Source organism: Micromonospora sp. M61, from assembly GCF_018070245.1.
In the GTDB taxonomy this organism is placed as follows: domain Bacteria; phylum Actinomycetota; class Actinomycetes; order Mycobacteriales; family Micromonosporaceae; genus Micromonospora; species Micromonospora zamorensis.
The window spans coordinates 55,869-70,633 of the sequence record NZ_JAGPYA010000036.1 but is presented as its reverse complement, the minus strand read 5'-3'; the positions used below and the strand labels follow the sequence as shown (position 1 = coordinate 70,633).

Annotated in this window: 13 protein-coding genes, 1 pseudogene and 1 riboswitch; of the genes and pseudogenes, 5 read left to right on the top strand and 9 right to left on the bottom strand. The window is 72.4% G+C overall.

Annotated features, from left to right (window positions below; all coding sequences use genetic code 11):
* Positions 1 to 11 precede the first annotated feature (11 nt).
* The 3 genes from pgsA to KBX34_RS20925 form a co-directional block, all read right to left on the bottom strand.
* Entirely contained in the window at positions 12 to 605 is a 594-nt protein-coding gene (pgsA, locus tag KBX34_RS20935) for a CDP-diacylglycerol--glycerol-3-phosphate 3-phosphatidyltransferase (protein ID WP_210792224.1), read from the bottom strand.
* 77 nt (positions 606 to 682) lie between these two features.
* Entirely contained in the window at positions 683 to 2,191 is a 1,509-nt protein-coding gene (gene rimO / locus KBX34_RS20930; protein WP_210926416.1) for a 30S ribosomal protein S12 methylthiotransferase RimO, read from the bottom strand.
* 88 nt (positions 2,192 to 2,279) lie between these two features.
* Positions 2,280 to 3,203: an ornithine cyclodeaminase family protein gene (locus KBX34_RS20925; protein WP_210926415.1), complete on the bottom strand. Its 924-nt coding sequence runs from the start codon at positions 3,201 to 3,203 to the stop codon at positions 2,280 to 2,282.
* A 92-nt stretch (positions 3,204 to 3,295) separates the two neighbouring features.
* Positions 3,296 to 3,369: riboswitch (guanidine-III (ykkC-III) riboswitch) on the top strand.
* 56 nt (positions 3,370 to 3,425) lie between these two features.
* Between KBX34_RS20925 and KBX34_RS20920 the strand changes: the two genes are divergently transcribed.
* Positions 3,426 to 3,740: a multidrug efflux SMR transporter gene (locus KBX34_RS20920; protein ID WP_179782620.1), complete on the top strand. Its 315-nt coding sequence runs from the start codon at positions 3,426 to 3,428 to the stop codon at positions 3,738 to 3,740.
* A 74-nt stretch (positions 3,741 to 3,814) separates the two neighbouring features.
* Complete coding sequence (locus tag KBX34_RS20915) at positions 3,815 to 4,060, top strand: hypothetical protein (protein ID WP_210792214.1); 246 nt, start codon at positions 3,815 to 3,817, stop codon at positions 4,058 to 4,060.
* 98 nt (positions 4,061 to 4,158) lie between these two features.
* Here the strand turns inward: KBX34_RS20915 and KBX34_RS20910 are convergent, their stop codons facing one another.
* Positions 4,159 to 6,618 carry a DNA translocase FtsK gene (locus tag KBX34_RS20910; RefSeq protein ID WP_210926413.1) on the bottom strand — a complete coding sequence of 820 codons (2,460 nt, stop codon included), beginning with the start codon at positions 6,616 to 6,618 and terminating at the stop codon, positions 4,159 to 4,161.
* A gap of 113 nt (positions 6,619 to 6,731) precedes the next feature.
* On the opposite strand from KBX34_RS20910, the gene KBX34_RS20905 reads away from it, so the two are divergent.
* From KBX34_RS20905 to KBX34_RS34450, 3 genes and pseudogenes are all read left to right on the top strand, one after another.
* Positions 6,732 to 7,211, top strand: coding sequence for a YbjN domain-containing protein (locus KBX34_RS20905; protein WP_141908285.1), 480 nt, complete (start codon positions 6,732 to 6,734; stop codon positions 7,209 to 7,211).
* Positions 7,208 to 8,881, top strand: coding sequence for a YbjN domain-containing protein (locus tag KBX34_RS20900; protein WP_210926411.1), 1,674 nt, complete (start codon positions 7,208 to 7,210; stop codon positions 8,879 to 8,881). The genes KBX34_RS20905 and KBX34_RS20900 overlap by 4 nt, the downstream gene beginning before the upstream one ends.
* A 57-nt stretch (positions 8,882 to 8,938) precedes the next feature.
* Positions 8,939 to 9,052, top strand: a pseudogene (locus KBX34_RS34450) (LPXTG cell wall anchor domain-containing protein); the annotation flags it as partial.
* Between the two features lie 80 nt (positions 9,053 to 9,132).
* Here KBX34_RS34450 and KBX34_RS20890 read toward each other — a convergent pair.
* The 5 genes from KBX34_RS20890 to KBX34_RS20870 form a co-directional block, all read right to left on the bottom strand.
* Complete coding sequence (locus KBX34_RS20890) at positions 9,133 to 10,821, bottom strand: ribonuclease J (protein WP_088946724.1); 1,689 nt, start codon at positions 10,819 to 10,821, stop codon at positions 9,133 to 9,135.
* A 52-nt stretch (positions 10,822 to 10,873) separates the two neighbouring features.
* Entirely contained in the window at positions 10,874 to 11,800 is a 927-nt protein-coding gene (dapA, locus tag KBX34_RS20885) for a 4-hydroxy-tetrahydrodipicolinate synthase (protein ID WP_141908282.1), read from the bottom strand.
* Between the two features lie 47 nt (positions 11,801 to 11,847).
* Entirely contained in the window at positions 11,848 to 12,588 is a 741-nt protein-coding gene (gene thyX, locus KBX34_RS20880; RefSeq protein ID WP_088951523.1) for an FAD-dependent thymidylate synthase, read from the bottom strand.
* A 261-nt stretch (positions 12,589 to 12,849) separates the two neighbouring features.
* Positions 12,850 to 13,395, bottom strand: coding sequence for a DUF2752 domain-containing protein (locus KBX34_RS20875; protein ID WP_210792386.1), 546 nt, complete (start codon positions 13,393 to 13,395; stop codon positions 12,850 to 12,852).
* A gap of 106 nt (positions 13,396 to 13,501) precedes the next feature.
* Complete coding sequence (locus KBX34_RS20870; protein ID WP_210926409.1) at positions 13,502 to 14,731, bottom strand: winged helix-turn-helix domain-containing protein; 1,230 nt, start codon at positions 14,729 to 14,731, stop codon at positions 13,502 to 13,504.
* Positions 14,732 to 14,765: the final 34 nt, after the last annotated feature.

Below are 14,765 nucleotides of genomic sequence, written 5' to 3'. Positions count from 1 at the left end.
GGGTTGGGCTTTCAGCGGGGGCGGCGGAGGCGTAGGGCCTGGGCTATGTAGTCGAAGCCGGTGGCTACCGTGACCAGCACGGCGGCGGCCATGATCCACGGGCCGACGGCGGCCAGGGCGGCCGGCATCGGCCAGAGGTACCAGGCGATGGCCAGGATCTGGAGCGCCGTCTTGACCTTGCCGCCTCGGCTGGCGGCGATCACACCGTGCCGGATCACCCAGAACCGCAGGCCGGTGATGCCCAGCTCGCGGACGAGGATCAGCGCGGTCACCCACCAGGGCAGTAGGTCGTACCAGGAGAGCAGCACCAGGGCCGCGCCGGTGAGCGCCTTGTCGGCGATCGGGTCGGCCACCTTGCCGACCGACGTGACCAGCCCGAACCGGCGGGCGATCCACCCGTCCACCAGGTCCGTAGCCGAGGCCACCGCGAAGATCAGGCACGCCGCCATCCGCCAGCCGGAGTGGGTCATCCCGGACACCACCACCGAGGCGGCGAAGACCGGCACCAGCACCAGCCGCAGGGCGGTCAGCGCGTTGGCCGCGTTGAGGACGGGCACCACCGCCACCACCGCCCGGCCGGGCGTCGACTCCGTCGCCCCGGTCACCGCCGCACCCCGCTCGGGTCGCCGTGGCGTTCCCGGTACCGCACCACGTGGCTCCCCCGCTCCGCTCGGGCCCGCCGTCACCGTGCCGCGCCGGGCGCCGCCGAGATCATCTCATCCGGCACGGCGAGCAGGTCCACCCCTTCGGTGCCGGTCACCGTTGCGCGTACCAGGTCGCCCGGGCGCAGCGCGGAAAGGTCGACCCCACCCTCGGCCGGGGCGACCAGGGTGGTGGAGCCGTCCACCTCCGGCGCCTGGTGCGCCGCCCGGCCCTCCACCACGCCGTCCTCGATCGTGTCGACAAGCACCTCGATCGTCGAGCCGAGGCGGTCCTCGGCCCGCTGCGAGCAGAGCTCGTCGGCGAGCGCGCTGAGCCGGTCGTACCGTCGCTTGATCGTGGCGGCGGAGACCTTGCCGGGCAGGCCGGCGGCCTCGGTGCCGTCCTCGTCGCTGTAGTCGAACATGCCGATCGCGTCGAGCCGGGCCTCGGTCAGGAACCGCACCAGCTCGTCGACGTCGGCGCGCGTCTCGCCGGGGAACCCGACGATGAAGTTGCTCCGGGCGCCCGCGTCCGGGGCCAGCGCACGGGCACTCGCCAGCAGCTCCAGGAAACGGTCGGTGGAGCCGAAACGCCGCATGCGGCGCAGCACCGGCTCGCTGGAGTGCTGGAACGACAGGTCGAAGTACGGGGCCACGCCCGGGGTGTTGGCGATCGCCTCGACCAGCCCGGGCCGGGTCTCGGCCGGCTGGAGGTAGCTCGCCCGCACCCGGACGATGCCGGTCACGGCGGCGAGCTGCGGCAGCAGCTTCTCCAACGCGCGGGGGTCGCCCAGGTCCTTGCCGTACGAGGTGGAGTTCTCGCTGACCAGCACCAGCTCCCGTACGCCGGACTTGGCCAGCCACTCCGCCTCGGCGAGCAGCTCGTCGGGCGTACGCGAGACGAACGCCCCACGGAAGGCGGGGATGGCACAGAACGCGCAGCGCCGGTCGCAGCCGCTGGCGAGCTTCAGCGAGGCCACCGGGCCGGTGTCCAGTCGACGGCGCAGGATCTGCCGCAGGTGTGCCGGGGTGTGCTCGTCGGTGTCGGTGGTGGTGCGGGTCACGGTGCCGTGCCCGGGCAGCGACACGCCGCTGTCGCGCCGCTTCACCGGGGTCAACGGCAGCAGCTCCCGCCGGTCCCGGGGCGTGTGCGCGGTGATCTGCTCACCGGCGACGACCGCGTTCAGCCGGGCGGCGATGTCCGGGTAGTCGTCGAAGCTCAACACCGCCTGCGCCTCTGGCAGGCTGTCGGCGAGCTCCCGGCCGTACCGCTCGGCCATGCACCCGGCGGCGACGACCTTGGCCCCGGTGCCGGCGGCGGCGAGCAGGGTCTGGATGGAATCCTGCTTGGCCTTCTCCACGAAACCACACGTGTTGACGACCACCACGTCAGCGCCCTCGCCGTCGGTGCTCACCTGCCAGCCGTCGGCGTGCAGCCGGGCGGCCAGCTCCTCCGAGTCGACCTCGTTGCGGGCACAGCCGAGGGTCAGGAGGGCGACACGACGGCCCTCGGCGTGGTCGGAAGGAGAAGGAGCGGTGGCAGACACCATCCGAGGGTACCGGGCCGGCCGGGGAACCCCACGCACGCGGGCTGCGGGCACGACCCACGCACCGTCGTTCCGCCCCGCCCGCGGCCGGTCAGCGCGCCGCGACACCGACGCGGGTCAACGCGTCGAGCAGGAAGACCTCGGTCCCGGCCAGGCCGGTGGAGCAGAAGACGGAAACCTGGTCCGCGGTGGTCCGGCCGGGGACCGCGCCGGCCAGGATGCCGCCCAGGTCGCGCAACCGCTCGGCGTACGGGGGTGTGGCCGCGAGCATGGGCGGCTGGTAATCCGCCGCCTGGGCCGGTGAGTCGGTGACCAGCAGGTCGGCGGTGTCCAGCAGGTCGGTGCCGAATTCGCTGCGGTTGAGTTGCTTGAAGCCGACGGCGTTGACGTGCGTGCCGGGGCTGAGGTCGGCGGCGCAGAGCACCGGGGTCGGGCTGGTGGTGGCGAGCACCACCAGGTCTCGCCCTGCGACGGCCACGCCCGGGGTGGTCACCGCGCGGGCCGGCACACCCAGCTCGGCGCGGACCCGGGCGGCGAACGCGTCCCGGCGGGCGGCGGAGCGGCTGTGCACCACCACCTCGCGCAACGGGCGGACGGCGGCGGCGGCCCAGACCTGCGTCCACGCCTGCCGGCCGGAGCCGATCACACCGAGGGTGGCCGCGTCCGGGCGGGCCAGCGCATCGACCGCGAGGCCGCCCAACCCTCCGGTACGCCGGGAGCCCAACTCCTCGCCGACCGCCACCGCCCGGACCGCCCCGGTGCGGGCGTCGTGCAGCACCACCAACTGTTCGCCCTGCTCATGGCCGAAGGTGTCGTAGGAGCGGAAGCCGTACCACTCGCCGACCAGGTGCCCGGCGGTGAGCACCATCCGCCCGCCGTCGAGCGGGGCGGCGGCCCGGGGTGGAGCGATCAGCCGTCCCTCGTACGCGGCCAGGAGAGCGGCCCGCATGGCGGCGACCGTGGTGGCGGCGTCCAGCGCGGCGGCGACCTCGGGGTCGGCGTAGAGCAGAGTCATGCCAGCAATACTGCAAGTTGAAGTGAAGTGGAGGTCAACGGGCCGTGGCGGGAGTCACCGCCCGACGCCCGGCGCCGGTGCTAGCGTCGGCTTCGGTGGCCGGAGGATGCTCGTGGCCGCCCCGGACGAGTGGTGGGCGTACCCGGTCAGGCCAAGACGCCCCGTGTGACGTGCAGACTCGTCCCGGCGCGACAGCCCGGGCGCCTTTTCGTGAGGTGGACGATGGCTTGGCTCGTGCTGGTGATCTCGGGACTGTTGGAGACGGCCTGGGCGATCGCCCTGGACCGCAGCGCCGGCTTCAGCCGGCTGATCCCGTCCGTGGTGTTCGTGGTGACCCTGCTGCTGAGCATGGCCGGGCTGTCGTACGCCCTCCGGGAGATCCCGGTAGGCACCGGGTACGCGGTCTGGGTGGGCATCGGCGCGGTCGGCACCGCGCTGGTCGGGATGCTGGCGCTCGGCGAGTCGGCGAGCCTGCCCCGGATCCTCTGCCTGCTGCTGGTGGTCGTGGGCGTGATCGGTCTGAAGATCTTCCACTGAGGAAGTACGCGTGACAAGTCCGCACAGTGGGTAGTCATCGATCCGTCACGACAGGCTCTCACACGGAGGAAGACATGGCCGACATGCCGAGCACCGCCCGTCCCCGCAGCAACGCCGCCCGCATCCTCACCATCGTGGGCTTCGTCTTCGCGGTCCTCGCCCTGCTGCTCAGCCCGATCATCTTCGGCGTGCTCGGCGTGATCGCGGGCATCGTCGGCGCCGTGCTCGGCGACAAGCCGCTCGGCTGGTACGCCGCCGCGGCCAGCGTCGTCGGCGCGATCCTCGGCGTGGTGGTCTTCGCCGCATTGATCAATAACTGACACGCTTTCCCAGCCACGGGCCCGCCTTGTCTCGGCGGGCCCGTCGTGCGTTCCGGGGCCGGTCGTACCGTCGACCGGCCCTCGCCGCTATTCCCCGGTCATTCCCCGTCGCCGCGCAGGCCGGCCAGGACGTCCTCCAGCTCGTCCGGCTTGACCAGCACGTCGCGCGCCTTCGACCCCTCGGACGGCCCGACCACCCCACGGGTCTCCATCAGGTCCATCAGACGGCCCGCCTTGGCGAAACCGACCCGCAGCTTGCGCTGGAGCATCGAGGTCGAGCCGAACTGCGAGGTGACCACCAGCTCCACCGCCTGCACCAGCAGGTCCAGGTCGTCGCCGATGTCCTCGTCGGGCTTCTTCTTGGTCTCCTGTGCGGGGGCCAGCACGTCCTTGCGGAACTCCGGCTCGCGCTGGTCCTTGCAGAACTTGACGACGTCGGCGATCTCCCGCTCGGTGACCCAGGCGCCCTGGATCCGGACCGGCTTGGAGGCACCCATCGGCAGGAACAGCCCGTCGCCACGGCCGAGCAGCTTCTCCGCGCCCGGCTGGTCGAGGATGACCCGCGAGTCCGCGAGCGAGGAGGTGGCGAACGCCAGCCGGGACGGCACGTTCGCCTTGATCAGACCGGTCACCACGTCGACCGAGGGGCGCTGGGTCGCCAAGACCAGGTGGATGCCGGCGGCCCGGGCGAGCTGGGTGATCCGGACGACCGAGTCCTCCACGTCGCGCGGCGCGACCATCATCAGATCGGCCAGCTCGTCCACGATCACCAACAGGTACGGGTACGGGCGCATCTCCCGTTCGCTGCCCGGCGGGGCCTTGATCTCGCCGTTGCGGACCTTGCGGTTGAAGTCGTCGATGTGCCGAACCCCGTTGGCGGCGAGGTCGTCGTAGCGCATGTCCATCTCGCGGACCACCCAGTCCAGCGAGTCGGCCGCCTTCTTGGCGTTGGTCACGATCGGGGTGACCAGGTGCGGGATGCCCTCGTAGCCGGTCATCTCGACCCGCTTCGGGTCGATCAGCAGCAGCCGCACCTCGTCCGGGGTGGCCCGGGTGAGGATGGACACCAGCAGGGTGTTGAGGCAGCTCGACTTGCCCGCGCCGGTGGCGCCGGCGATGAGGATGTGCGGCATCTTGGCGAGGTTGGCCACCACGTAGCCACCCTCGATGTCCTTGCCGAGGGCCACCACCATCGGGTGGTGGTCGCTGGTCGCCGCCCGTGAGCGCAGCACGTCACCGAGGGCGACGTTCTCCGGGTCGGTGTTCGGGATCTCCACGCCGACGGCGCTCTTACCCGGGATCGGGCTGAGGATCCGCACGTCCGGCGACTTCACCGCGTACGCGATGTTGCGGGACAGCTGGGTGATCCGTTCGACCTTGACGCCGTGCCCCAACTCCACCTCGTAGCGGGTGACCGTCGGGCCGCGGGTGAAGCCGGTGACCGCCGCGTCCACATCGAACTGGTCGAACACGCCGGTCAGCGCGGCGATCACCTCGTCGTTGGCCTTGCTGCGGGTCTTCGCGGCGGCGCCGGCGCTGAGCATGTTGGGCGGCGGGAGGGTGTAGTCCCCGGAGAGCCCGGTCAACGCGAGCTGCTCGGCCCGGGTCGGCGCGGGCGAGTGCTCCGGCGGCTCGGCCGGCGGCTTGCGGCTCGCCGGCACCTTCGCCGGCGACTTGCGCGGCAGCACCATGGTTTCCTGGAGGTCCGCGCCGTCCAGGTCCTCGAAGTCGTCCGGGTCGAGCGGCGGAGGCATCCGCTTGGCCGACCGCTTACGCGTCGGCTTCGCGGCCTGCTCGTCGGCGTCCTCCGTGGAGGAGTCCGGTGCGGCGACCAACCCACCGGCGAGCAGCCCGAGGCGCTCGGGGATCTTGTTGATCGGCGTCGCGGTCACCACGAGCAGACCGAAGAGCAGCAGCAGGACCAGCAGCGGCACCGCCACCCAGGCGGTGACGGCCCGCTCCAGCAGACCACCGACGCCCGCGCCGACCAGACCGCCCGCGAAGTCACGCTCCAGCGGGTCGGCCGGGTCCTGGCCGATCTGGAGCAGCGCTGCGGTCGACACCAGCAGCGAACCCCAGCCGATCAGCCCACGGCCCCGGTGCTCGGGGTCGGCCGGCTGACGCATCAGCCGCCACGCCCCGATCATCAGCAGCACCGGCACGACCACCGAGATCGCGCCCAGGAAAAGCCGGATCGTGTCGGCCAGTCGCGCGCCCACCGGGCCCGCTCCGGAGAGCCAGAGCGCCACGGCGGAGAGCAGGGCGAACCCGAACAGCAGCAGCCCGGCGCCGTCCCGGCGGTGCTCCGGGTCGAGGTCGCGGGCCGAGGCGGCCTGCCGGCCGGCGGCCCGCACCGCCCAGCCCATACCGTGTGCCAGACCCATCCACAGTGCGCCGACCGCCCGGCCCACGTAGACGGCCGGGCCGGGCCGGGCGGGCGCGGTGCGCCGCCGGACCGGTGCCCGGGTCTTCTTCGCCGGTTGACGGGCACGACTGTTGGTGCCACCGCGCGGCGACGCGCCGCGCCGCCGGCTCGCCTGAGAGGTACGGCCCGCCATAGAGTCACGGTAACGGTGGGGCCGGGCAGATCCCCGCTTTTCCGGGTCGTGTCCGCGCGTCGCAACACGACCGCCACCGCCGGTCGTGATATCCGCCTCAGAAGGGATGCCCCATGGCGTCGCCGGAAACCGCGGGCGATCCCGACGATCCGCTGGCCGGGCACCCCGGTTCGCTGCGTCCACTGAGCGGCGAACTGGTCGCCGCGGTGCTCGCCGCCCGTGGCCGGTCCGTCGGCCTGACCGTGGACGGCGAGTTGGTGGGCCGCTTCGACGACAACATGATCTGGTTCCTCCGCCTGGGCGGCGACGGGGAGCTGCTCCAGGTACGCACCATGGTCACTCCCACCTTCGGAATCGAGCAGGTCCCCGCCCTGTACGCCTTCTGCAACTCGTGGAACCACGACCGGCTCTGGCCGAAGGCGTTCGTGCACGTCGACGACGACGGTCGAGCCCGGGTCTACGGCGAGGTGATCACCGACCTGGAACGCGGGGTGACCCCGCACCAGCTCGACCAACTGCTCGACTGTGGCATCTCCACCGGCTGCCAGCTCGCCGTGGCGGTCCGTCGACTGCCCGGCGCGGTGCTGTCGTGACCGGCCGGGACGAGTTCACGGGCAGTCGCACCAACCGGGCCGGCGCTGCGCCCGACGGCCCGGTCGGCGGGGGTCGCCTTCCGGCGCTGGAGGCCGCGCTCGCCGATGCCCGGGACCTGCCCGACGGCCCGGACCGGCAGGTGACCCTGGAACGGCTCGCCGAGCGCGCCGACGCCGCCGGGGACGTCCGGTCCGGGGTGGACGCCCGGTTCGCGCTGATCGAGGCGTACCTGCTCGACGGGGAGCGGTGGCGCCTGGTCGAGCCGGTCCGGCGCTGCCGGGCGGCCGCCGACCACCGACCCGAGCTGCTGACCGACAACGAGACCGGGCTGCTGCTGCGCTACCAGCGGTACGCGGTGGAGGCACTGCTCGGCACCCCCCGAGTCGGGCTGGACCAGACCAGGGCCCTGCTGCACGACCTGGCCCACCGGGTCGGCACGGACGGTCCGGACGCACCAACCGTCGCGGAGCTGCACTGCCGAATCGCCGATCATCTGGGCGATGAGCCCACCGCCCGCCACTGGTATGAACGGTGGTCCGGGAAACGGCCCGGCCCCGCCGGTGGCTGCCCGGGCTGCGCCTCCGCTCGGCGGGCGGAGCTGCTGGCCGGCTGGGGTGAGTGGCGAGCCGCGCTCGGCGAGCTGGAGAAGCGCGACGGCGAACCGGAGCCCTGCACCGACCAGCCCGAACGGGACCTGGTCGCCGGTCTGCTGCCCGCCCTTCGGGCTGGGGAGCCGGAGCGGGCCGCGGCGGCGCACGTGCGGGCGTACCGCCGGCACCGGCGTGAGCCGGCCGCGTTCCCGTACCTCGCCGCGCACCTGCGGTTCTGCGCGTTGGGTGGGCACCTGGAACGAGGGCTGACCATCCTGACCGAACAGCTGCCCAGACTGGACCGGCCCAGCGACGACCTCGCCGCGATGGAGTTCGCCGCCGCCGGTGCGCTGGTCTGCACTCTGGCCGAGGAGGCCGGGCTGGGTGGGCGACCGCTGCCCCGACCGGCGTACGGCGGAAGACCCGCCACCGAGCCGGACGTGTCCACACTCGGCGCCCTGCTGCTCGGGGTGGCCAGTGAACTGGCCGGCAGCTTCGACGCCCGCAACGGCACCGGCCACCACTCCGGCCGGATGGCCGCCTGGCTCGCGGAGCGCCCGCTCACGGCACCGGTCGTGCTGCCCGCCGACGACGAGCCGGACGGGCCCGACGCCGACGGGTCTGCCGAGCCCGACGCCGACGGGTCCGACGAGGCGAGCGGGTCGGGCGAGCAGGAGCTGATGGCGCTGACCGTCGACATGATCACCGCGGTACTGGACCGGCGCGGCGACCAGTACCTGGTGGAGGAGGGCGACACCGTCGTCGGCCGGTGGGGCGGCGTGGTGATCCAGTTCCGGCGGGCCGGCGAACGTGGCGAGGTGCTGCACGCCCGGGCAATGGCAGCCCGCCGGCTGCCGGCGACCCGCCGCTCCGAGGCGTACGCCTTCTGCAACGCCTGGAACCATGACCGGCTGCTGCCCAAGGCCTACGCGCACGACATCGGCGAGGAGTTGGTGCTGGCCGGCGACGTGGCCACCGATCTGACCCACGGGGTGGCCCCGGCGCAGCTCACGGTGCTGGTCGACGCGGCCATCGCCACCGGCGTCGCCTACGCCGAGGCGGTCGCGGCGCTCCCCTGAGTCGCGACCGCCACCGCAGGCCCGACCGCCACCGCGACCACGTCCACCCCGGAGGCGGCGCAACTGCCCCGCACCGGTGTCTCCGGCAGCACGTACGGCCTCATCGGTGCGGCCCTGTTGGCCCTCGGGGTCGGGCTGCTGGTGCTGCGCCGGCGACTGTTCCGGGGCTGAGCCGGAACACCTCCTGAACGAGCCGGGCCGGCCACCGACATCCACGGGGGATGTCGGCGACCGGCCCGGTCACGCGTGTGTCAGACCTCGACGACGGTGGGCACGATCATCGGGCGACGACGGTACTTGTCGTTGACCCACCGCCCCACCGTGCGCCGGACGATCTGCTGGAGCTGGTGCGGGTCGGTGATGCCGTCCGCCGCGGCCCGGTTGAGCGCCTCGGTGACCAGCGGGACCACCGGGTTGAACGCCTCCGGGTCCTCGGAGAAGCCCTTCGCGGACAGCGTCGGGCCGGCGACCACCTTGCCGGTGACCGAGTCCACGACGACGGTGGTGGCGATGAAGCCGCCGTCGCCGAGGATCCGCCGCTCGGTGAGCAGCGACTCGCTGACGTCACCGACGGCGAGGCCGTCCACGTAGACGTACCGGCTCTTCACGTGCCCGACCAGGGTGGCGCGACCCTCGACCAGGTCGACCACGTCGCCGTCCTCGCAGATCACCACCCGGTCGGCGGCGACCCCGGACTCGATGCCGAGCCGGGCGTGGGCACGCAGGTGGCGCCACTCGCCGTGCACGGGCATCAGGTTGCTGGGCCGAACCACGTTGAGCAGGTAGAGCAGCTCTCCGGCGGGGGCGTGCCCGGAGACGTGCACCTTCGCGACGTCCTTGTGCACGACGACCGCGCCGGCCCGGGCAAGCCGGTTGATCACCCGGTAGACCGAGGTCTCGTTGCCGGGCACCAGCGAGGAGGCCAGCACGACGGTGTCGCCGGGCGCGATGGTGATGTGCCGGTGATCGCCGCTGGCCATCCGGCCCAGCGCGCTCATCGGCTCGCCCTGCGAACCGGTGGACATCAGCACGATCTCGTCCGGCGGCAGCGTGGTCGCCTCGTCGATGCTGATGACCAGCCCGGCCGGGATGTTGAGCAGGCCGAGGTCCCGGGCGATGCCCATGTTGCGAACCATGGACCGCCCGATCAACGCGACCTTGCGGCCATGCTCCGCAGCGGAGTCGAAGACCTGCTGTACGCGGTGCACGTGCGACGCGAACGACGCCACGATGATGCGGCCCTTGGCCTTCGCGAAGATCGAGTCGAGCACCGGACCGATCTCCCGCTCCGGGGTGACGAAGCCGGGAATCTCCGCGTTGGTGGAGTCGGACAGCAGCAGGTCGACACCTTCGGCGCCGAGCCGGGCGAAGCCGGCCAGGTCGGTGATCCGACCGTCCAGCGGGAGCTGGTCCATCTTGAAGTCGCCGGTGTGCAGCACCAGGCCCGCAGGGGTGCGGATGGCCACCGCGAGGGCGTCCGGGATCGAGTGGTTGACCGCGAAGAACTCACACTCGAACGGGCCGAGCCGCTCCCGGCCGCCCTCCCGCACGGTCAGCGTGTACGGCTGGATCCGCCGCTCGGCCAACTTGGCCTCGACCAGGGCGAGGGTGAACTGTGAGCCGACCAGCGGGATGTCGGGCTTGTGGGCGAGCAGGTAGGGCACCGCGCCGATGTGGTCCTCGTGACCGTGCGTCAGCACGATCGCCTGGACGTCGGCAAGCCGGTCCAGGATCGGCCCGAAGTCGGGCAGGATCAGGTCCACACCTGGCTGCTCGACGTCGGGGAACAGGACCCCGCAGTCGACGATCAGCAACTTGCCGTCGAACTCGAAGACGGTCATGTTCCGACCAATGGCGCCGAGCCCGCCGAGCGGGATGATCCGCAGGCCACCTTCCGGCAGCGGCGGGGGTAGTTCCGCCTCGATGTGCGCCTCGGTCACGCGTCCACCTCAATCTGCGACGCCGTCACTCGGCGTCCATCGTGTCGTTTGATCATTCGGGCAGCTCCATGCCCGCTGCCGCGAAGTCCGCGCGCAGCTGGGCGATCTCGTCGTTGGTGGCGTCCACCAGCGGGGGTCGCACCGGGCCGGCCGGCAGACCCAGCGATGCCAGGCCCGCCTTCACCAGGATCGTGCCCTGCGTGCGGAAGATGCCGGTGAACAGCGGCAGCAGCCGCCGGTGCAGCGCCAGCGCGGTCGGCATGTCCCCCGCGTCGTACGCCTCGATCATCTGTGCGGTCAGCGCCCCGGTGAAGTGCGTCGAGGTGCCGACCAGGCCCACGCTGCCGACGGCCAGCGCCGGCAGGGCGAGGGCGTCCTCGCCGCTGTAGAAGGCGAGGGCGGTCCGGCTGGTCACCCAGCTGGTGGCGGTCAGGTCGCCCTTGGCGTCCTTGACCGCGACGATCCGGCCGTGCTCGGCGAGCCGGACCAGCGTCTCGGTGTCGATCGGCACTCCGGAGCGGTGTGGGATGTCGTACAGCATCACCGGGAGGCCGGTGGCGTCGGCCACCGCGGTGAAGTGCCGCAACAACCCGCTCTGCGGCGGCTTGTTGTAGTACGGGGTCACCACCAGCAGACCGTGCGCACCTGCCTTCTCGGCGGCGGCGGCCAGCTCGATGGTGTGTCGGGTGTCGTTGGTGCCGACCCCGGCGACCACCTTGGCGCGGTCACCGACGGCCTCCACCACGGCCCGGATCAGGTGGTCCTTCTCCGCCTCGGTGGTGGTCGGCGACTCGCCGGTGGTGCCGTTGACCACCAGTGCGTCGTTGCCCTGCTCGTCGACCAGGTGGCTCGCCAGCCGGGCGGCGCCGTCGAGGTCGAGCGAGCCGTCGGGGGTGAACGGGCTCACCATGGCGGTGAGCAGCCGGCCGAAGGGGCGGGACGCCGGTCGTGCCGCGGCGTCGAGGTGGTCGTGCGTCATACCCTCCAACCTAGCGGACGACCAGCCGGGGCCCGCCGGGGAAGGGCTCAGGACGCCTCGTGCGGGCTGGCCGCCACCTCGGTGCCGTCCGGCAGCGTGGAGATCACGAAGTCGGCGAACACGTTGGGGGCGACGTCTTGGAGCTGCCGCAGGCACTCCACGGCCAGCTCACGGATCTCCACATCGGCGTGCTCGGTGGCGCGCATCGCGACGAAGTGCCGCCACGCCCGGTAGTTGCCGGTGACCACGATCCGCGTCTCGGTGGCGTTGGGCAGCACCGCCCGGGCCGCCTGCCGGGCCTGCTTGCGGCGCAGCGTCGGGTTCGGTTCGTCGGAGAAGCGCTTTTCGAGGCCCTCCAGCAACTCGTTGTACGCCCGAACGCTCGCCTCGGCGGCCTCGGTGAACTTCTTGTGCAGCTCCGGGTCGTCGGCGATGACCGCCGGCTCGACCATGGCCGCGTCCCGCTCCGGGACGTAACGCTGGGACAGCTGGGAGTACGAGAAGTGCCGGTGCCGGATCAACTCGTGGGTGAAGGAGCGCGACACCCCGGTGAAGTAGAAGGTGACCGACCCGTGCTCCAGCACCGACAGGTGCCCGACCTCCAGGATGTGCGCCAGGTAGCCGGCGTTGGTGGCGGTCGCCGGGTTCGGCTTCTTCCACGACTGGTAGCAGGCCCGGCCGGCGAACTCGGCGAGCGCCTGGCCACCTTCCGCGTCGGTCGACCACGGCACGTCGTCCGGGGCCGCGAACTGGGTCCACGCGATCAACTTGACCTGGGGCTGCACCATCTCCGGCATGCCAGGGACTGTAGTGGCGCGGTGCCTCCCGCCCCAACTCAGGCACGCCTCGTGCAATGTCGATCACTCAGGCAGCGGCGGCCCGCCGCCGGGACGCGCCCGCCTGCGCGGCGCTCGCCGCGTGATCGACTCGGGTTCCTGGAAGTCGGGATGTCCGGGGCGGGTGGACGGCCCGCTTCCCTGAATGTCGAGTCGATCATCGGAGTGGCAGCACATGCCGGCGTTGTGGCGATCCTCGGGCGGCAGGCGCGCTCAGACGTACAGCGAGGTGAACGGCGCCCAGGGCAGGTTGCGCAACACCGAGAAGGCCAGCCACGCGCCCATGAACCCGACGATGACCTTCGAGCTGAGTCGCAGCTCCGGCAGTCGCCAACCGAACGCCTGGTTTCCCGCCCAGGCCACGAAGAGGTACGCGAGGAACGGCAGCGCGAAGACGAACAGGAAGTGGTGCCGGGCGGCGGCTGGCAGGTCGGCGTGCAGCACGTACCAGAGTGCGCGGGTGCCCCCGCAGCCCGGGCAGTCCAGCCCGGTGGTCAACTTCAGCAGACAGGTGGGCGCGGCGTCCGGGGCGGCGTGGGTCGGATTGCTGAGCAACGCGTAGCCCATGCCGATGGCGACGCAACCGACCGCGGCCAGCGGCACCGCCCAGCGCGGTGAACGCTCGTAGAGCCGCAGCACGAACCGCGTGATCCGGTCCGGCTTCAGTTCCGCGTAACCATCCGGCGGGGCCGTCGGCCAGCCGGCCGGACCCGAGCCACCCGATGCCGGGTCGGCCGGGACCTCGCCGGCCGATGCCAGGCCGGTCGGACCGGAGCTGGTCGACACCGCGCCGACAGGCACCGGGTGAACCGCCCCGGGGGCGGGCTGCGGCTGGTCGACCGGTCCGGGAGCGCTCGTCACGCGCTCACGGTACACCGGACACGCCGGTCAACGCGGCGGTGAGCGGACCGGCCAGGTCGCCGGCCGTGGGCGGCTCCACCGCGTCCAGACCGAGCCAGCCGGCGAGTCGGTGCAGCTCGGCGGCGAGCGCCACAGCGGTCTCCCCCGGGTCGGCGCCGGGCTCGACCCACGCGGCCGGCACCAGCAGCACACCGGCCTTGCGATCGGCCTTCAGGTCGACCCGGGCGGTGAACCGGTCGCCCTGCAGGAAGGGCAGCACGTAGTAGCCGTAGACCCGCTGTGGCGCCGGGACGTAGATCTCGATCCGGTAGCTGAAGTCGAACAACCTCTCGGTGCGGGCACGTTCCCAGATCAACGGGTCGAAGGGGCTGACCAGGGTGTTGCCGCGAATCCACCGGGGCAGCCGCGCGGACGCGTGCAGCCAGGCCGGCTGTCGCCAGCCTGCCACGGTGACCGGCACCAGCTCACCGGCCTCGGCCAGCTCCGCGACGGCCTGGCGGGCACCGGCCAGCGGCAGTCGGAAGTAGTCGCGCAGCTCCGGCTCGGCGGCCACCCCGAGCGACCGCGCGGCGAGGGCGACCAGCGTGCGGTACGCCTCGGCGTCGGTCGGGGTGGGCGCGGCCAGCACCGCCGCGGGCAGCACCCGCTCGGGCAGGTCGTAGCGGCGGGCGAAGGAGGTGCTGCGCTCCGCGGCGGTCACCTCGCCGGCCCAGAAGAGGAACTCCAACGCCCGTTTGACCGCCGACCAGTTCCACCCCCAGTTGCCCGTCTCCCGAGGTGCGTCGTGCTCGATCTCGGCAGCCGTCAGCGGGCCGCGGGCGGCCACCTCGTCGCGAACCCAGCGGACCAGCTCCGGCTGCTCCTGGGCGACCCGCTGCATGCCACCCCAGGAATCGCTGTGCGCGCGAGCCATCCGCCAGCGCAGCACCGGGTGCAGCTCGACCGGGACCAGCGACGCCTCATGACCCCAGTATTCGAACAACTCGCGGGGGCGGCGGTAGGCGGCCTGGTCGAGCAACCTGGTCGGGTAGGGCCCGAGCCGGCTGTAGAGCGGCAGGTAGTGCGCGCGTTGCAGCACGTTGACCGAGTCCATCTGGATCAACCCGACCCGGTCCAGCACCCGGCGCAGATGCCGGCGCGTCGGCACGCCGGTTGGCGCGGGGTCGGCGAAGCCCTGGGCGGCGAGCGCCACGCGGCGGGCCTGGGCGAGCGAGAGTGATTCCGGTGCGGTCATCGTCGGCGACGATAATTCATCGGTACGACGCCGG